Annotated in this window: 18 protein-coding genes; 4 read left to right on the top strand and 14 right to left on the bottom strand. The window is 61.7% G+C overall.

The window, feature by feature from the left end; translation table 11 throughout:
* Positions 1–21: 21 nt before the first annotated feature.
* The 7 genes from L0U84_RS11375 to L0U84_RS11345 form a co-directional block, all read right to left on the bottom strand.
* Entirely contained in the window at positions 22–1,455 is a 1,434-nt protein-coding gene (locus L0U84_RS11375) for an NAD(P)/FAD-dependent oxidoreductase (RefSeq protein ID WP_233849919.1), read from the bottom strand.
* Positions 1,452–1,760, bottom strand: a complete 309-nt coding sequence (locus L0U84_RS11370; protein WP_233849918.1) for a (2Fe-2S)-binding protein — start codon at positions 1,758–1,760, stop codon at positions 1,452–1,454. The genes L0U84_RS11375 and L0U84_RS11370 overlap by 4 nt, the downstream gene beginning before the upstream one ends.
* On the bottom strand, positions 1,738–2,841 hold the full coding sequence (locus L0U84_RS11365; protein WP_233849917.1) for an NAD(P)/FAD-dependent oxidoreductase: 1,104 nt from the start codon (positions 2,839–2,841) through the stop codon (positions 1,738–1,740). Before L0U84_RS11365 ends, L0U84_RS11370 begins: the two co-directional genes overlap by 23 nt.
* Complete coding sequence (locus L0U84_RS11360) at positions 2,838–3,632, bottom strand: ABC transporter permease (protein WP_233849915.1); 795 nt, start codon at positions 3,630–3,632, stop codon at positions 2,838–2,840. Before L0U84_RS11360 ends, L0U84_RS11365 begins: the two co-directional genes overlap by 4 nt.
* Positions 3,629–4,546 (bottom strand): ABC transporter permease, encoded by a 918-nt coding sequence (locus L0U84_RS11355; RefSeq protein WP_233849913.1) that lies wholly within the window; start codon positions 4,544–4,546, stop codon positions 3,629–3,631. Before L0U84_RS11355 ends, L0U84_RS11360 begins: the two co-directional genes overlap by 4 nt.
* Complete coding sequence (locus tag L0U84_RS11350; protein WP_233849911.1) at positions 4,543–5,604, bottom strand: ABC transporter ATP-binding protein; 1,062 nt, start codon at positions 5,602–5,604, stop codon at positions 4,543–4,545. Before L0U84_RS11350 ends, L0U84_RS11355 begins: the two co-directional genes overlap by 4 nt.
* Positions 5,605–5,711: 107 nt before the next feature.
* On the bottom strand, positions 5,712–6,740 hold the full coding sequence (locus L0U84_RS11345) for an ABC transporter substrate-binding protein (protein WP_233849909.1): 1,029 nt from the start codon (positions 6,738–6,740) through the stop codon (positions 5,712–5,714).
* 140 nt (positions 6,741–6,880) lie between these two features.
* On the opposite strand from L0U84_RS11345, the gene L0U84_RS11340 reads away from it, so the two are divergent.
* From L0U84_RS11340 to L0U84_RS11325, 4 genes are all read left to right on the top strand, one after another.
* Complete coding sequence (locus L0U84_RS11340) at positions 6,881–7,780, top strand: LysR substrate-binding domain-containing protein (protein WP_233849907.1); 900 nt, start codon at positions 6,881–6,883, stop codon at positions 7,778–7,780.
* A 425-nt stretch (positions 7,781–8,205) separates the two neighbouring features.
* A complete protein-coding gene (locus tag L0U84_RS11335) occupies positions 8,206–8,469 on the top strand; it encodes a BufA1 family periplasmic bufferin-type metallophore (RefSeq protein WP_233849905.1) in 264 nt (87 codons plus the stop codon).
* Positions 8,470–8,503: 34 nt separating this feature from the next.
* Positions 8,504–9,400, top strand: a complete 897-nt coding sequence (gene bufB, locus L0U84_RS11330) for an MNIO family bufferin maturase (RefSeq protein WP_233849903.1) — start codon at positions 8,504–8,506, stop codon at positions 9,398–9,400.
* Positions 9,384–10,208, top strand: a complete 825-nt coding sequence (locus tag L0U84_RS11325) for an HvfC/BufC family peptide modification chaperone (protein ID WP_233849902.1) — start codon at positions 9,384–9,386, stop codon at positions 10,206–10,208. The genes bufB and L0U84_RS11325 overlap by 17 nt, the downstream gene beginning before the upstream one ends.
* Positions 10,209–10,274: 66 nt before the next feature.
* On the opposite strand, the gene L0U84_RS11320 is transcribed toward L0U84_RS11325, so the two are convergent.
* The 7 genes from L0U84_RS11320 to L0U84_RS11290 all read right to left on the bottom strand — a co-directional run bounded on the left by L0U84_RS11320 (position 10,275) and on the right by L0U84_RS11290 (position 18,387).
* Positions 10,275–11,465, bottom strand: a complete 1,191-nt coding sequence (locus L0U84_RS11320; RefSeq protein WP_233849899.1) for a porin — start codon at positions 11,463–11,465, stop codon at positions 10,275–10,277.
* An 84-nt stretch (positions 11,466–11,549) separates the two neighbouring features.
* On the bottom strand, positions 11,550–12,920 hold the full coding sequence (locus tag L0U84_RS11315; RefSeq protein WP_233849898.1) for an MFS transporter: 1,371 nt from the start codon (positions 12,918–12,920) through the stop codon (positions 11,550–11,552).
* Between the two features lie 102 nt (positions 12,921–13,022).
* Positions 13,023–14,324 (bottom strand): FAD-dependent oxidoreductase, encoded by a 1,302-nt coding sequence (locus tag L0U84_RS11310; protein ID WP_442793993.1) that lies wholly within the window; start codon positions 14,322–14,324, stop codon positions 13,023–13,025.
* A 73-nt stretch (positions 14,325–14,397) separates the two neighbouring features.
* On the bottom strand, positions 14,398–14,850 hold the full coding sequence (locus tag L0U84_RS11305) for an aconitase X swivel domain-containing protein (RefSeq protein ID WP_233849896.1): 453 nt from the start codon (positions 14,848–14,850) through the stop codon (positions 14,398–14,400).
* Positions 14,847–16,133, bottom strand: coding sequence for an aconitase X (locus L0U84_RS11300; RefSeq protein WP_233849895.1), 1,287 nt, complete (start codon positions 16,131–16,133; stop codon positions 14,847–14,849). Before L0U84_RS11300 ends, L0U84_RS11305 begins: the two co-directional genes overlap by 4 nt.
* Positions 16,134–17,033, bottom strand: coding sequence for a TauD/TfdA dioxygenase family protein (locus L0U84_RS11295; RefSeq protein WP_233849894.1), 900 nt, complete (start codon positions 17,031–17,033; stop codon positions 16,134–16,136).
* On the bottom strand, positions 17,023–18,387 hold the full coding sequence (locus L0U84_RS11290; RefSeq protein ID WP_233849893.1) for an MFS transporter: 1,365 nt from the start codon (positions 18,385–18,387) through the stop codon (positions 17,023–17,025). The genes L0U84_RS11295 and L0U84_RS11290 overlap by 11 nt, the downstream gene beginning before the upstream one ends.

Here is an 18,387-nt window from a genome sequence, read left to right as displayed (position 1 = left end):
TTCTTACGATAGTTGGCGCATTCATTTGGGAACGAACTCCGTCGGTTTTGCTGCGTTGAGGTCCGGGATATGGGATTCGGCGAGTTCGCCGAGGCTCACCGGTTTGATGGGCGGGCGGATCCGGTAGTAACCGACTTCCGCCACGGGTTTCGCATGCGCTTCGGCAAGCAGTTCGGCGACCGTCAGGCCGCAGAGCCGCCCCTGGCAGGGACCCATGCCGCAACGGGAAAACGACTTGCTCTGATTGGGCCCGGTGCAGCCAAGACGTGCCATCGCCCTGATATCGCCGGCGCTGACTTCCTCGCAGCGGCAGACGATGGTGTCGTCGGCGGGACGGCGAAACGCGTCCGCGGGACGATAAAGCGTGTCGAGGAAAGGGCGCACGGTACGGTGCCGTTCGAGTTGCCGCCGCAACGGTGCCGCGCGCTCGTCACGCGACTCGTCGCTCAGCGCGCCCAGCCGATGCGATACGCTCAGCGCGCTCAGCGCGCCCGCTGCCTGCGCCGCAATCGCGCCGTGGATGCCGCTCCCGTCACCCGCGACGAAGAGGTTCGGCACCGTCGTCTCGCCCCATGCGTCGGTGCGCGGATGCCAGCAGAGCTGCGCCTCGTCCCAGCGATGCTCGCAGCCGATCGAACGCGTGAGTTGCACGTTGGGCACCACGCCCTGATGCAGCAGGACGACGCTCGCGGCGATCCTCGACGCTCGCCCCCTGGCCGTGTATTGCACTGATTCCGCGCGGCCGTCTCCCTCCACCGAGAACCGCGTCACCTGGCGAATGTGTGGAATGCCGCTGCGCCGGATCGCCTTCAGCAGACGCCTGCCTTTTGCCAGATACGCCGGCGTACGCAACGCACCAGGCAGTTGCGCGAGCGCGCGCCAGTAGTTGCGCGCAGGCGTCGTATCGAGGATCGCTGCCGGTGCCCTGCCGGCCTGAATCAGTTGCCATGCGAACAGATACATCAACGGTCCGCTTCCCGCCAGCACGACAGGTCCGTCGGGCAGCATGGCCGACGACTTCAGAAGCGTCTGGGCCGCGCCCACGCCCATGACCCCTGGCAGCGTCCAGCCCGGAACCGGGCAGGGCCGTTCGTAGGCGCCATTGGCGATCACCACGGCTCGTGCACGGATCTGGCCGCTCGCCGCCGTGCCGCTGCGGCGTGTGAAGCTGACCTCCAGCGCGCGCGTGATCTGCCACACGAGCGTGTCGGGCCAGTAGCGCACGCCGGCCCGGGCGAAGCGTGCGACGAGCTCCGCGCCGGCGGTGTAGTCATTGCCGAGTAGCGCCGCGTCGGGCAGCGGCGAGCGCCCCACGTTGCGATAGATCTGTCCGCCCGGCAGCGGGTTTTCGTCGAGCACCAGCACGTCGAGGCCCGCGCGCGCCGCGTCGAGCGCGCACGCCATACCGGCGGGTCCGGCGCCGACGATAACGAGGTCCACCGTTACGATCGTCATACGAGTGCCCTCGCGCCGGCCATGGCCTTGACCTGCATCCCGTCGCGCACGCGCACCATGCAGGCCTGCTGGTTCGGCAAGCCGTCGATTTCGACGAGGCAATCGAAGCACACGCCCATCATGCAATACGGCGCGCGCGGCGCAGCGCCCACCGGCGTGTGACGGAACACGGTGAGCCCGGCGCATAGGAGCGCCGCGGCCACGTTGGCGTCTTCCGGCACTTCCACCGGGCAACCATCGACGACGATCCGCACGGTGCGTGACGAAGCACCGTCGATCCGACTAAACAGCGAAACGTTTTGCATAGAAGTAGTCCAGAAGAGAAGGGCGCGGGCCGCCGAGCAGCCAGCCCGCGAGCAACTCGCAATGCGCGGCCGCGAGCGTCACGCCGCTGTGGCAGGTCGCGATGAACGCACCGGGATGCGTCGGAGATTCCTCGTAGACAGGCATGCTGTCCGGTGTCATCACGCGCAGTGCGCCCCATGCGCGCACGACGCGCACGTTTTTCAGCAGCGGGAACTGGGTCACGGCCTTGCGGGCGATGTGCGCGACGATCTCGGGTGTCACGCCGTCGTCCATGCCGACGTCTTCCGCGGATTCGCCGAGCAATACCGACCCTTCGGCGGTCTGTCGCACGGAGAGGGTCGGGTACTTGAGGAACGGACGCACGCGTTCCGTCACGAGGATCTGGCCGCGCAGCGGGACGACCGGCGCGCTCAGTCCCACCATCGGCGCGAGCTCGCGATTGCCGAGCCCAGCGCACAGGACCACGCGCCCGGCTTCGAACGTGCGCTTGCCGGTGTCGATGCGATAGCCGCCGTGCGCGCGTTCGATCGACTTCACGCGAGCCTCCGGCACGTATGCGCCGTTCGCTCGCTCGAAGGCGAGGAACAGCGCACGCAGCGTGTATAGCGGGCTCACATGACCGTCGTTTTCCGAATAGACCGCGCCGGCCACGTTCTGGCCGACCTCCGGAATGCGCTCAGCCAGTTGCCGGCGATCGAGGATGTCGTAGGTGAGGCGCGCATCGCGGGCGTGCAACTGGCGCAGCGTATCGACACTGCCCGCCAGCGCGTCGTCGCTCATCGCGATGCTGACGCCGCCGGGGCGCGAGTAGCCGAGACTGAGCGACGATGCGGCTTCGAGCTCCGCGGCGAAGCCCGGCCACAGCAGCGCCGATTCGAGCGACCAGCGGCCGTAATCGACATGCTTCTTGCCCTTGCCGGATACCCAGATCAGGCCGAAGTTGCCGCGTGCGGCTCGCACGCTGGAGTCTTCTCCGTCGAGCACGATCGTTTTCTGGCCGCGCCTCGCGAGGCCGTAGGCGATCGCCATTCCCACCAGGCCGCCGCCTGCGATCGCGAAATCGTATTCCTGTTTCATCAATGTTTCCCCGTCAGAACCTTGTCGAGCCCTACGAGCCGGTCGAGCGCGAACATCAGACCGAGCGTGACCGCCATGATCACCGTGGCGACGGCCGCGACCTGCGGGTCGACCGTTTCGCTCATGCTCATGTAGATGCGTACCGGCAGCGTGATCGTGGTGGGCGCGGCGATGAAGATCGTGGCGGTCAGCTCGTCGAAGCTGCTGGCAAAACCGAGCACCCAGCCGGCGGCGATACCCGGCACCAGCGCGGGCAACGTGATGCGCCGAAAGGTGGTCCATGCGTTCGCCCCGAGCGAGACGGCGGCGTGCTCGGCGTCGCGCGTCGTCGTGATCAGCGACGCCATGATGAGCCGCAGGCAATACGGGAACACCAGCATCACATGAGCCATCACGAGCGAGACGAACGATCCGGACACACCAACGCGCGTGAACAGTTGCAGCAATGCGACCCCCAGCACGACGGGCGGAATCATCAGCGGCGAGAGCAGCAGCGAGTTGATCGCGTCGCGGCCGGCAAAGCGGTAGCGCGTGAGACCGAGCGCGGCCGGCACACCTAGCGTCGCCGCGAGCGTGGCGGAGAGCGTCGCGAGCCACAGGCTGTTCGAAAACGCCTGAGTGAAATCCGGATTGCCGACGAGCGCTCTGAACCAGCGCGTCGAGAAATGAACGGTCGGCACACTGAGCAGATTGCCGGGCGTGAAGGCAACGAGACAGACGATCGCGAGCGGCGCGATCAGAAACACGGTGAACACGGCGTGGAAGCCGAGCGCGAAAGGACCGTTTCGATTCATGATGTGCTCTCCCCGAGGCGGCGCTTCAGGCGTCGCTCCACCATTCGGCTGTAGAGCGCGACGGTGCCGAGATTCAGCACCAGCAGGCACACCGCGATCGCGGCACCCATCGGCCAGTTCATGCTGTGCAGGAACTCGTCGTAGGCCGCCGTTGCGACCACCTTGAGGCGCCGTCCGCCGATCAGCGCAGGTGTCGCGAATGCGCTCGCGCTCAGTGCGAAGACGATCAGGCTTCCGGACAGAATGCCCGGCGCAGTCTGCGGCAGGACGATGCGGCGCCATACCGTCAGCGGGCCAGCGCCGAGCGAGATGGCCGCGTTGGCCATCTGCGGGTCGAGGCTTTGCAACGAGGTCCAGACGGACAGCACCATCAATGGCACGAGCGCATGCACGAGCACGACCACCACGGCCGCAAACGAGAACAGCATCTGCGGCGGCGCGTCGACCAGATGCAGGCGTACGAGCGTTTGCGCGACGACGCCCTGGCCGTCCAGCAGGATCGACCAGCCGAGTGTGCGTACGACGGCCGAGATGAACAGCGGCCCGAGCGTAAGAATCAGGAAGAACGCACGCCAGCGAGCCGACATGCGGAAGATGAACCAGGCCTCGGGCACACCTAGCACGATCGTTCCAAGCGTCACGCTGATGGCGAGTGCGAACGTGCGCAGGAAAATCTCGTGGTAGTACGGATCGACGACGATCTGCGCGTAGTTGTGCCAGGAATAGACATCGAGCACGCCGCCGGAGGCCGCGTCGAAGGCCTGCAGGCTCAGCACGCCGACGAGCGCCATCGGAATGATGAGCAGCAGCGTGAACAGCAGCGTCACGGGGGCGACGAGCAACGGACCATTCGGCCGCCGGCGGCGCGCTGCGTCGGGCGGCAACGGTTGGAGCAGGGGGCGGGCGGCGCTCATCGGGACGCCCCCGCGTGCGGCGCGAGCAACCGCAGTGCAGCGCCGGACCAGTCGAGGCCGACCGCGTCTCCGATCTGCGCGACGTGCCCGCCACCGTTCGCTAGCTGTACCTGCAACTCGCCGATCGCGGTGATGACGTTGACCGACCAGCAGTTGCCGTGAAACGCGCGCGCCTTGACCCGCCCATCCACGTGCCCTGCGCCGCTCGCGACCAGCTCGATGCGCTCGGGACGCAGCGAGAACGCGTGTTCGCCACACGCGTGCGGCGCGTCGAGCGGCAGGCTCGAGGTGCCCACCTTGAGCACCCGCTCCGCGCCGTCGAAGCTCACGCGTCCATGCAGCACATTGGCACGCCCGATGAAATCTGCGGCGAACAGGCTGCCCGGGTCGTCATAGACGCCGGTCGGCGTATCGAAACGGACCACCGTGCCCTGATTGAGCAGCGCGACGCGGTCGCTAATAGCCAACGCCTCGGCCTGATCGTGCGTGACCATGATGGTGGTGGTGCCAACCTTCTGCTGGATCACGCGTAACTCGGCCTGCATGTCGTGACGCAGTTTCGCGTCGAGGTTGGACAGCGGTTCGTCCAGCAGCAGCAACGGCGGCTCGATGACCAAGGCGCGCGCGAGCGCAACGCGCTGACGCTGCCCGCCCGACAGTTCGCGCGGATACTTCGATGCATGGCGGCCGAGCTGAACCAGCTCCAGCGCGGCGAGACAGCGGCGCTTGCGCGCTGCCCGGTCGACGCGCCGCATCTGCAGCCCGAACTCAACGTTCTCCGCAACTGTCATGTGAGCAAACAACGCATAACTCTGAAACACGATACCGAGGCCGCGTTGCGCGGGCGGTGTGCCGATCAGCGATCGACCTTCGAGGCTAATGTCGCCCGAGGTCGGCTCGACGAATCCGGCGATCATCTGCAGCGTCGTCGTCTTGCCACAGCCCGATGGCCCGAGCAGCGAGACGAATTCCCCGCGCGCGACATCGATGCTGAGGCCGTCGACGACGACAGTCTCGCCGTACTGCTTGTTCAGGCGTTCAATCCGTAAATAAGTCATGACTTGGGTAGACCTTGCGATTTTTCTGGCGATGACGGAACGGCACCTGAGACCCGTTCGCGCCAATTACGGGCTTGCGTCGAACACCTTCAGGTGCCGGCAGCCGCTCAGCGCTCCACGTCACGATTCCATTGCTGCGTCCACGTAGCGCGCTTGTCGTTGACCACATCCCAGTCGACCTTGAGCATCTTCGCGACGGCATCCGGGCTCGCCACGCGCGCGGCCACCACTGGCGATAACCGGGTCAGTTTGTTGACCGGAGCGACGCCTTCCTCCTCCGCGTACAGCGCCTGGATTTCCGGCGACAACGAGAACTGGACGAACTTCTGGGCGAGCTCGTTCGGCGCATCGTGCTTGACCGGACACATGCTCAGACCTAGCACCACCGCGCCTTCCTTTGGCGCGACGAACTTGACCGGCACGCCCTGGTTGCGCAATGCCTGGGTGCGGCCGTCACCCCATGCGGCCAGCGCAATGCTGTCGGTCTGGAACAGCTCGGAGATTTTTCCCGGCGATGGATCGAACGACAGCACGTTCGGCGCGATCGAGGTTTTCACCATGTCGAAACCAGGCTGGATGTTTTTCTCGCTGCCGCCATTGAGTCGCGCGAGCACGATCAGCGATTGCAGGCCGTAGCCGTTGCTAATGGTGGGAAATGCGACCTTGCCCTTGTAGCGCGGGTCGGCCAGGTCGTGCCACGAAGTCGGGGGCGCCCAGCCCCTGGCGGCAAAGAGGCGCTCGTTGTACACGAGACCGGTGGCGTTCAGCCCGATCGTCACAGCCTTGTTGCTCCTGAAGCGGGCTACGTCGAACAGGTTCTGGTAGACGGGCGCATCGGTGAGGGTGTCGCAATAGCCGAGCTGGATTGCCTGATACATCGGGCCGTCGTCGAGAAACACGACATCGAGGCTTTCTTTGCCTTTTTGCGCCTGAAGGCGCGCCATCGTCGTCGTGGAATCGCCGGGAACGACGACGACCTTGACGTTGTTGGCCTTCTCGAACGGCGGAATGATCTTCTCTCGCAGGAGCTGTTCGAAGGAGCCGCCGAAGGCGCCGACGTAGAGCGTCGTTTCAGCGTGGGCCTGCGCGGCGGCCAAAACGCCGGCGAGCATGATCGGGACGATACGTTTGCGCATTGAAGTCTCCATCGATATCGAAATGTTATGCTGCGAGTTATCGGGTGTTTGCCCGGCTGCTACACAGTTTTGTGCGCCAAATCGGCATCGTCAAATCAGGAATTAATGACGATCAATGCATAAATGTTATGGAGTAGGGGATGAAGAGCCGGCAGCTTGAAGCGTTCCGGGCGGTGATCCTGCGGCAGTCGATTACGCGGGCAGCCGAAATGCTGCACATCACGCAGCCAGCGGTGACACGTCTGATCCTCGATCTGGAGACCGAGATCGGCTTCAGCTTGTTCACTCGCGAGAAGGGCAGACTTTTCCCGACTTCGGACGCCTTGCTGCTCTATCAGGAAGTGGAGCGCTCATTTGTCGGCGTGGAACGCATCGCGCATGCGGCGCAGCAGATCCGCTCGCTCACGAAAGGATCGCTGAACGTCGCCGCGGCACCCGCATTGGCGTTGAACCTGCTGCCGGAGTGGATTACCGATTTCACGCGGGCGCACGAAGGGGTGACAGTGTCGTTATTGATTCACGGCACGAAGCTGGTCGGCGAACTGGTGGCAAGCGAGCAATGCGACATCGGATTCGTGACTTACACGACATGGCAGCCTGGCGTGCGACTCGAGACGCTTTTCAGTGCCGATATGAAGTGCATTCTGCCCAAGGGACACCGGCTCGCGCGCAAGCGGGTCATTACCCCCGAGGACCTGGCCGGTGAGAAATTCGTTTCCATGCCGCGTGAGTACGATACGCGCCGTATCGTCGACGAGATCTTCGCCGAGCGGCAAATAGAACGTGTGATGAGCGCGGAGTGTCAGTTGTCGGCCGCCATCGCGACATTCGTCGCGCGTGGCGCTGGTGTGTCGATCATTGATCCGGTGTCCACCGACTATCTGACGGAACGCGTTTCCGTTCATGACTTTGCACCGGCAATCCCGTTTGAATACGGTGTCGTCACATCCGACAGGCAGCCGCCGTCGCGTCTCACGACCGCATTCCTGGAGTTTGTCCGGGAGAGGGCCAGGGAGCGGACAGCTCGCCCGCGTGCCTGATTTGCACCGGCAGGTTCAGCGGCAACGTGTTTGGGAAGGGAGCACGCCGTCGCCACCGCTTCGGGCTGCACCGCACGGGCGCTCCCCGGACTGATGAAAAGCCCCGTTACAAGCGCTCGATGCTGCATTCGCGTAGCAGCCAGGCCGCGTCGAAGGCCGCACACCCCCAGACGCCGGGATCATGACTGCGCCAGGTCCTCGATACGGTATGCAAAAATCGGTATGCCATACATGACGTCGCGCACCGCTTTTGTCAGGCAGGAGTAATGTTTGCATGTCGGGCAGTTGAAAAGCCCAGACCTTGATATTTGCTTGCAGGTTTCACTTCGAGGGGCTGACCGCGAGTCGGTAGCTGTGCAAGTTGAAGGAATGCAGTATGACCGTCGAATCTTGGCGACAGGGACCTCTTACCTGGGAGAATCAATATGAAGTCGAAGCTCAGTCGGCCCGCTTTGGTGGCCGCCGCGCTGGCGGGTCTTGCTGCCAGCGGCATCGGTTCGGTGCATGCCGAACAGAAGGTGCAGTGTTTTGGTGTCGCCAAGGCTGGCCAGAACGACTGCGCGAGCAAAACCGGCGTGCATGGCTGCGCCGGGGAGGCCAAGGTCGATAACGATAAAGGCGACTTCAAGAACGTGTCGAAAAAAGCCTGCAAAAAGATGGGTGGCACGCTCGACGAGGAGCAATCCTGAACGATCAGACCGTCGAAGCCAGGTCGTCGACCGAATGAATCCTCTCGACCTTCCCGCCCCAGGGCACCTGGGCATCGGCATTGGCTTGCGCCACGCCCACTACCGCGACTTCCTCAACGGTACGCCCGCCGTTGACTGGGTCGAAGTGCACAGTGAAAACTATTTTGGCGACGGCGGGTTCGACCTGCATGTACTCGACACGGTGCGGCGCGATCTGCCGGTCAGCCTGCATGGCGTCGGTCTTGGTCTCGGCTCGTATAGGCCGCTCGACCGGGCACACGTTGCGAAGCTCAAACGCCTGGTTCAGCGCATCGAACCTGCGGTCGTTTCCGAACACCTTTGCTGGGGCGCGACGGCAGCGGGGCATCTGAACGAGCTCTTGCCGATGCCCCTGACCCACGCGGCGCTCGCCCATCTGAGTTCGCGTGTCGACGAGTTACAGGACGTGCTGGGGCGGCCGGTCCTGCTCGAAAATGTCTCTACCTACGTTCGCTTTCGCGACGACCAGTACGGTGAGACACAATTTCTGGCTGAACTCGCTTCACGCACTGGTTGCGGTGTACTGCTCGATGTGAACAACCTGTATGTCAACCAGTGCAATCACGCGGAGGACGCCATTGAGGCGATCGACGCGCTTCCAATCGGTACAGTCGGGGAGATCCATCTGGCCGGCCACCGTGTCACCGACATCGCCGTGATCGACGATCACGGCTCGCGCGTGGTCAGCGAAGTCTGGGCGCTGTATCGATATGCGCTGCGACGCTTCCGCACCGTACCAGCGCTGATCGAATGGGATACCGCCTTGCCGCCGCTGGAAGTGCTGCTCGAGGAAGCTCGCAGCGCTCATCAGATTCAGCAAGCTGTACTGTCTGAACGCGCGGCGAGTATCCAGGCGCTAAACGGGGGTGGCGACAATGCCCAAACCGATTGAGGCGCTGCAGCGTATCTTTGCGCAGTCACTGGACGCGGAACAGCGATTGATTCTGCCGTTTCTGCAAGCCCCACCGTGCCGTGATGCGGCCGGGCAGACAGACTTGCTGAGCCAACGCATTGAATATTACCGGTCCGGTATCCGCGCCCATTGGCGCGCCGCGCTCGCCGCTGCCTATCCCGTCCTGCTGGCGCAGGTCGGCGAAGGCTATTTCGACGAGCTGGCCATCGCTTACGCACAAGCCTACCCGTCGCAAAGCGGTGATCTCAATCGTTTCGGTGCGGCGCTGCCTGCGTTCATAGAAACCTACGATACCAACCCGCATTCGCGCTATTTCGGGGACCTCGCGCGTCTTGAATGGTCCCTGCATGTCGCGTACTTCGCCGCGGACACAGAGGTGCTCGCGCGCGAGGCATGGCTGGCCATGTGCCCAGAGGATCTGCTCGATGCGAAATTCACGGTGCATCCCGCATGCGCGCTGATCTGCTCGCCCTACACGATTACCGACATCTGGGCCGCCCATCAGACGAACGCCGCCCTTCCGGCAGAGATCGACTCACCAACCTGGGCGCTCATTGTGCGTCCAGGCTGGCGGCCGGCCATACTCGGCCAATGCGCCGCCGCGCATGCGGCCTTCGGCGCATTGCAACGCCGGGCGACGCTCAACGAAGCGCTCGACGCGGCCTTTACTATCAATGCCGGGTTCGATTTCACGTCACAGTGGCGGGCATGGATAGAGGCCGCCGCAATCACAGGCCTTGCGCCTCGCGTTGATGAACCCCAATCGACCAACGATTTGAAGCGATAACGCTTCGGCGGTATCGGTTGCGTCCGCAAAATGTCATTGCGGACGCAAACCTCGCGACGCGTCGTATCAGAACCGGTGACGGAGTCCCGCCAAAATCGCGATCTGGTTTTTCTGGTTCGTACCAGCCGGACCGAAGAAGTTGATGGCGGTTGCCTCCGCGTCACCGGCCTGGCGCTGGAAAACGACGGACGCGTGCAGATCGGTGCGTTTGGACAGAAGATAGGAAGCCCCAGCATCGATCTGATGCCAGCGCGGATGACTGCCACTCGCGTACGACGTTGCCCCCTCGCCTGTATAGCCCGAGGCATCGGTGAAGATGTAGCCAATACCCGCCGAAATCGCCGGTGTGAACATGTACCTCGTATTGACTTCGTAATTGTCCACGCGCGTGGAGTGATCACCCGTGTAGTTCAGATGTGTATCGGTAAAAACAGCATTGACCGACAGTTGGCCGAAGTCATAACCGCCGCCGATAGCCGCGACGCGTTGACGCTCCACAAAACCCGCGTTGTAGAAGATAGCCGTCGAGAAAGTGTACTCACCGCCGTTCGCGCCGTTCGGGTTGTTGCCGCCGGGTTGACCCGCCGAAGGCTGATCCAGTTGCAGGAAAGTTGCTGCCGCGTGCAAGCCGCCGCGCTTGTACGTGGCACCAAAGCCGAATGCGCGGTTATTGGCGAAACCTTGACCGTCTGGGCCGCCCGCCTGATTACTGAAAGCGTAGATCGCGCCGAGCTTCAAGCCTTGCAGCGGGCTGACTTCATACTTGACCGTGTTGTTCAGACGTACCGTCTGGAACGTGTTATCCACGTCGCCGACGTGCGCGCCGTAGATACTGCCGAACTGAAGCCACGAGAGCATCGGGGCGATGTAGTCGAACGTGAAGTCGTATTGGCGGCCCATCGTGAAACGCCCATACGTACTCGAATCCAGGCCGACGAACGCCTGACGACCGAACAGACGGCCTCCTTGCGACGAAGTGCCGTTCACGGCACTGAAGCCCATTTCGAGCGTGAAAACTGCGGCGAGGCCACCGCCGAGGTCTTCACGACCGGTGAAGCCAACGCGGTCACCGCTACCCCAGCCGGTTTGCATCGACCAGCGCGATGCACCTTGCGCCGTGATCGAGGAGGCGACTGAGTTTGTATAGGCAATACCAGTGTCGATAATGCCGTACAAAGTCACCGAGCTTTGCGCTTGAGCCATCATCGGCGTCGCGCACGCGGCCAGGACCGCAGCGGCACAGATTGCAACCTTCATTGTCTTTCCTCTAGATGGAATAGTTGTTTTATTTAATTGATATTGAATCAGTAAAACTAAATAATAAAAATTACAAAAAGAGCGTTAATGAGCAGCTTCCGCTATGACTTCTTCAGAAATGTCATCTGAGCCACGGTATGCGCGTCCGAGAATAAAAATCAGCGCGGTCACCGCCGCGACCGGGATCGCCGCGAACTGGAACAATTGCGCGACAGGAAGATGACCGGCAAGCAACGCGCCACCAATCATCGGGCCTGAAATCGAACCGATCTTCGCGATACCGATTGCTGTACCCGTCCCCTTCGCGCGAAAGCTGGTGGGGTAGACCATCGATGCCACAGCATTCAAGCCCGATTGCGTGCCGGACACGCAGAAGCCCACACCGAACACAATCGCGGTCAGCACACCTGCACTGAAGCCCATGCCGAGTGCCGCAACGAGCGGGAAGCCGATAAGCGGAAGGATCGTAACGAGCCTGACACCGTGCGTATCGATGAAACGCATCAGCACCAGACTACCCACCGTACCACCGACAGAGAACAGCGTGGAAATAAGCGCGGCATGGTGCGCGTCGATACCGGTTGCTTCGATCAAGACGGGGAGCCAGTTCTGCAAGAAAAACAGCGCCATCGAATTCGCGATGTAGGCGAGCCAAAGGGTCGTGGTGATACGGAGCAGGTTGCCCTGGAACAGCATACTTACCTTGAACCTGGTCACGCTGCGTTCATCGCTGACGATGAATTTTGCATCGGCGGGAACCGACAGACCGGGCGCAAGGCGCTTGAGCGTTCTCCTGATACCCGCTTGCGGCCAGTTGTTGAGCACCCGATAGCGAAGCGATTCGTGCATGACGAAGGACAGAATGCACGCCGCGATGATCGGTGCCAGACCGCCAACCACGAATACGGCGGTCCAACCGAATTCAGGCACGAGCCAGACAGCAACACCGCCGCCGAAACCCGCACCCAGCGTATAGCCGGTGAACATCGTCGTCACCCAGGTGGCGCGCAGACGTTTCGGGGCAAATTCCGACACGAGCACGAACGCATTGGGCACCGCACCGCCAATGCCGATGCCCGCGGTAAATCGCAGCCACAGAAGATGGTCAACCGTGGTTGCCCATACGGTCGAAAGCGTGACAAGACCGTAAAACACCGCACCGAACAAAATGGCACGCTTGCGACCGATCTTGTCGCCGATCCAGCCGAACAGGATCGAACCCACCATGATGCCGAAGATGTTCGCACCGAATACCGGACCCAGTGCGCTTCGTTGAATGCCCCATGACTTGATGAGCGAAGGCGCAGCGTAGGCGAGTGCGCCGAGTTCGTAACCATCCGTGAGCATGATGAGCCATGCCGTGAAGATCACGATAACTGCGAACCAACCGACCTTTTGCTCCTCGATGAGACGCGACACGTCGATTGTGCGCCCAGCGTTTGATGCTTGAGTCATTGTCTCCTCCGTTTGAACACCGCGTCAGGTACCAGCCATCTCCAGTACGCCGCGCAGTGTCTCTTCATGCCGGTGACCCGGAGTCATCGGCTCTTTCCTGCTCTAGTCCTTCAAATGTGGAGGATTAATGCGATCCACGTTGTCGAACAGGCGTTCGCGTAGCGCCTTGCGATCCACCGCCGAAATGGCCTTGCCGTCCGCGAGGTCGAAGGCGTGCGCTACGGCCGCGCCCATTGCGATACACGGACCCATCACACGAACGCTCGACAACGCCGTCGCATCCGCGTCGATACAGCGACCAGCGGCGAGCAGGTTTTCCGCACCTTTGACAATCAGGCTGCCGAACGGGACCGTGTGCAGGTGATCATCGCCGAACGGCTCCCACACGTAACCATCGGCGCGGTCGTGCAGCTCGATAGGCCAGGAGGTACGCGTCACGGCATCGTCGAATTTGACGGCCCTGATGACGTCTTCGGAAGTCAGTTGTTGCTCGCCGACGATCCACCGCGTTTGACGGATACCCGGCAGTGCGTACGCGCGGATACGGGAATTCTTGTAGATTTCCGGGTATTCGCCTTTCAGGAATTCATATGCAACATCCGCTTGATCGCGGCCTGACAGGGCGATACGTGACGCTTCGATCGGGTCGAGCGGCGTTTCGATGTGCGTCATGTTCGCCATGGCGACGCCCGTGCCGCGCAGGTAGAACATGAGACCGTCTTTGCGTTTGAGGCCATAGACGTGGGCACGCGCTTCGACACGTTCACGGAATTCCGGGTAAGTCGGCAGGTTCGTTTCGTCCAGTCCTTCGACCACGAACATCTGCGTACCCTGGACGTGCGTGACCGGCTCCTGGCAATTGAAACCCGCGAGGTAGGTGAGGGCGGCGTCACCGCTGGCGTCAACGAAGCCATTCGCTGCAACGCGAACGTCACCGTAGCGCGTTGCGACTTCGAGTTCTTGCACACGCGAGCCCTCGCGCTTCACCTCACGCAGTACCGCGCCGAGCACGAGCGTCACGCCTGAGGCGAGAATTTGCTTGTCGATCCAGCGCGCGAGCGCGACTTCGTCATACAGAACAACGGTCGTGAGCGGGCCTTCCTTGTAGGTCAGCGCGCCTTGCGCGCCGAGGTCCTTCAGAATGTCATCGGCAATACCGTGCGTTACCTGGAAGCGCTTCGGACCATTGGAAAAAAGACCGCAGAACGTACCGATAACCGAATTGACAGCTTGACCGCCGAGCGCCGGGAGGCTATCGACGAGTACGACTTTGCGGCCGAGTCTGGCTGCTTCGAGCGCTGCGGAAATGCCGGAAATTCCTGCTCCTACGATACAAATGTCCGCTTGCAGTTTCCAGCTTTTCGACTTTCCGTTGCTTTGAACAATTTTGGTTTCTCGTGCCACCATACTTCTCCATAAAATCTGGCATGCGCGGGAGAAGCCCCCGCTGCATTCAATCCCGTTTTTAGTCTGGCTTCTAATCCCGCCTGCGCCGAGTCACTTCAACAATGCCCCGATCCGCGTCCACCTTTACCCAATCGCCCGTTTCGATCACGTCGAGCGGATCGATGTCGAAATCGGTAATGGACGGCGAATGCGTCACCACGGCACCTAATGCAATCTTGGTCGTCATCTGGTTGAACAACATCGCAGCCGGCGCAGTACCCATGAGGCGCGCGATATGGAATTGACTCGACCAACCCGACGATCCCTTCGCACCCGGAAACACGAGCACCTTGCCCGCGAAGCTTTGGCCGCGAAGTTCGTGACGTGTTTCGATGACGCTGCCCGTACGCGGATCGATACCACCCCAACCCGAAATCTGTTCACGCGTCACGAGTGCTTCACCTTCAACCACGCCGCCCACTACTTTGCGGCCGTGCAGAACGATCTTGACTTCGTCTGCCGCTTCAACTGTTCGCTCGCTCATGCTGTGAGCCCTCCTTGCCATTGCCCGGTGACTGCGGCTTCCACACATTCAGCCGTCGTGCCGAACCATGCTTCGACGCCCATAATTGCGGGCAGGTAGTGCGCCTGCTTGGCGGAATCCAGTGCAACCACACGCGCGCCCTTGGGCATGACGCGACCGATTGCCGAACAGGTGTCCGTCATTAGCACGGCACCGGCGTTTTTCAGACGTTCGGTGTAGCCGGCCTGGTCGGCGAGTTGGCGCGTTGCACGAGCCGTGAAAATCCACAACGCGCTATTTGCGTTCACCTTGCGGCTTTCGAGCAGTTCGCAGACTTCCCAAATCTGTTCGATGGAGTAGTGCGGACACCCGAGCATCACGAAATCGACCTTCGAATCGCGTGCAGTCGTGTTCACGCGCTCGTACGCAAGACGACGTTCCGCTGCACCGTAACGAATCACTTCGACCGGCTTGCGGCCACGCAGCGCTTCGTCGCGTGTGCGAGCTTCAGGCGTCTGACCCACGATGTGATACATCTCGACGCCGCCAGAGGATGCGGCGGCGGCACCGAAATGCTTCAATTTTGCGAGGTTCGCGCCGCCTCTCAGGCCATCGATGACAGGGATCTGGTCCTGCACGGCTTCACCGACGTAGTAGCCGAGCAGCCCCCAATCCTGCACCGTCTTGATCTCGATATCGAGCTCGATCAGGTGCGTGCCGGCGCGGTTTTCTTCGAGGTGCAGACCCCAGTAAGGAATCTTGCCCGTGAGCATCGCAGCGCCTGTGCTTTCACGTCCTTCGGTATTCGTGCGCGCGCCGAGCACCGCATTGATATAAATTACGGCCGACGATTCCATCCAGGCGCAGTGTTCGCCACGCACCGGCACGTTGCCGGTGAGGTAGGGCGCACACGTGTTCATGGGCTGAATACCGAGTTTGGCCTTGTATTCCTCGCCCATCTTGTAGACCTTGACGACTTGCTCATCAATGCCTTGAAGATGTGCGTTTTCAGGGTCCAGGCCCTGTTGCAGGTGCGTGCTGAATACCTTGACCTTCGGGATGTCGATCTTGTTCGGGGTATCGAGGCTGAATTCCGAAAAGACGGAATCCATGCCGCTTTCCTTCAGTGCGTAGTCGCGCAGGAACGGCATCGTCGCGCCGACGGTCCCACACACGTTATTCGTGTCGACGAGACGTTCGGCGCCGAGCGCGTCGCCGTAGCGCACCAGTAGATCCATTGCTGCCTGAACGGCCTCACCATCGCGGCCGTCCAGCATGGCGCGTTCATCGTCATTCAAGCGCATTTAATTCGCTCCGTGTTCGGCAGTAGCGCGCGTGCGGTCCATATCCAGGGTCGTCGCGCGGCGCAGTTCGCGATGCTGCGACAAATCGTAGTGACGGCCACGATGCAGCGTGCAGCGGTTATCCCAGATCACGAGGTCACCGGCTTGCCACGAATGCTTGTAGACGAACTGGCGCTGCGTGGCGTGCTCCAGCAGGTCAACCAGCATCATGCGTCCCTCGGCAACGGTGCGACCCGGAACATGCGTTGCGTGTGCACCGATGTACAGATGCTTGCGATGCGAACCCGCGTGCTCGCGCACGATGGGCCATTGCACCGGCGGAAGTGCGGCGCGCTGGGATTCGTCGTATGCCGTATCGCCGAGGAAGAAACGCGAGTGTAGGGCGAAGTGCTCGACTTCCAGGCCGTCGAGTTCGGCTTTGCGGTCGTCTTCGAGTGCGTCGTACGCCGCGCGCATATCGGCGAATTCCGTTTCGCCCCCCTTCGCTGCGGGGACCACACAGTGCAGCATCGAGTAACGCGCGGACGGCTTCTGGAACGAGCTATCGCTGTGCCAGAGCTGGTTCGCAAGATTGCCCACGATACGGCGGTGATTGCGCTCGGCGATTTCGCCTTCTTCGTTCAGGTTCGAAATATCCGCGAGCTCCTGATATTTCAATCGGGCATGGGGCGAAGCCACACGCTTGAAGCCGACATCGAGCGGACCGAGGCCGCGCGCAAAGTCAAGCTGTTGATCCTGCGTCAGCGGTTGACCGCGGAACACCAAAACGCCGTATCGATTCATCGCATCGTCGATCTGGGATGCGAGCGCTTCGTTGACAGGCGCGCTCAGGTCAATGCCGGTTGCGAGGCCAGCAAAATCAGGACGCGCTAAATCGAGGGGCGTCACGTTAAACGGCATGGTTCATTCCTTTCTCAGAGATTGGCTCAGGCGTGGCGCGTTCACGGCTGCGCTGCAATAGACCTAAAACAAATGCGAGGACAGCGACGATTGCAACCGGCACCGCAACCCAATAGAAAACCTGTGCAATGGGAACATGCGCGGAAATCAGCACGCCGCCAATGAGTGGCCCCGCGATCGCACCGATCTTCTGGATACTGACTGCAGTCCCGGTTCCCTTTGCGCGAAGGGCAGTTGGGTAAATCAGCGATGCAACTGCATTCAAACCCGATTGCGTGCCGACCACGGTGAAACCAGACAGGAATGCGAAACACCACAGCAGCGGTACCGGCAGCCCCGTGCCGATCAACGCGACAACGGGAATGCCAATGATCGGCAACACGGTAATGACGATCGCACCGCGCGTGTCGACGAAACGCATCAGTGCAAGGCCGCCGACCGCGCCGCCAATCTGGAACATCGTGGTAACGAGGGCAGCGTCGTGCGGGGAAAGGCCAACACGTTCGATCAGCACCGGCAACCAGCTACTCATGAAGAACAGCGCGAACGAATTGGCGATATACACGAGCCACAGAATCGGGGTAATCGCGCGCAGCGAACCCGCAAACAATTCTGAAAACGCCCCTGATTTAACCGGTTCTTCTGCAATCGCGAATTTCGTGTCTGACGTGAGCGAAACGCCCGGCGCGCTACGCGCAATGATTTTCGCAACGTCTGCGTGGCGACCCTTGAGCGTAAGGAACCGGATCGACTCGGGGACAACGAGCGCCAGCATGATCGAAGCGAGTATCGGTGCGATACCGCCGATCATGAACACGACTTGCCAGCCATACGCCGGAATGAATTGCGCTGCAATGATGCCGCCCAGGCTGGTCCCAACCATATAACCGCAGTACATCAGCGTGACCCACGTTGCACGTTGACGCTTCGGTGCAAAATCGGTCATATAGGCGATCGCATTCGGCACCACACCGCCAATACCGAGGCCCCCAAGGAATCGCAGCCACAACAGTTGGGTCAGATCCGTTGCTTGCGATGCCGCGAGGGTGAATACCGCGAGCACGAGGCTACCGAGGATGATCACCCGTTTGCGACCGAGCACGTCACCGAGATAACCGAGCGCAAACGCGCCGATCATCGTCCCGAACACAAACGCGCTGAACACAGGCCCAAGCACGCCGTGATCCAGGTGCCAGGCGCGACCGAGTGCAGGGGCTGCGAAAGCCATGGCGGCAAGGTCATAGCCTTCGGTCATCATCACCACAGCCATCGCGATGATGAGCAGAGCGCCGAAACTGCGCGTCTGCTCCCGCTCAATCACCGTATCAATATCGACGACGGATGAGCGGTTCAT

The organism is Paraburkholderia sp. HD33-4 (assembly GCF_021390635.1).
GTDB lineage: Bacteria > Pseudomonadota > Gammaproteobacteria > Burkholderiales > Burkholderiaceae > Paraburkholderia.
Note: the sequence above shows the minus strand (reverse complement) of the source record. Positions and strands in the feature narration are given on the sequence as shown.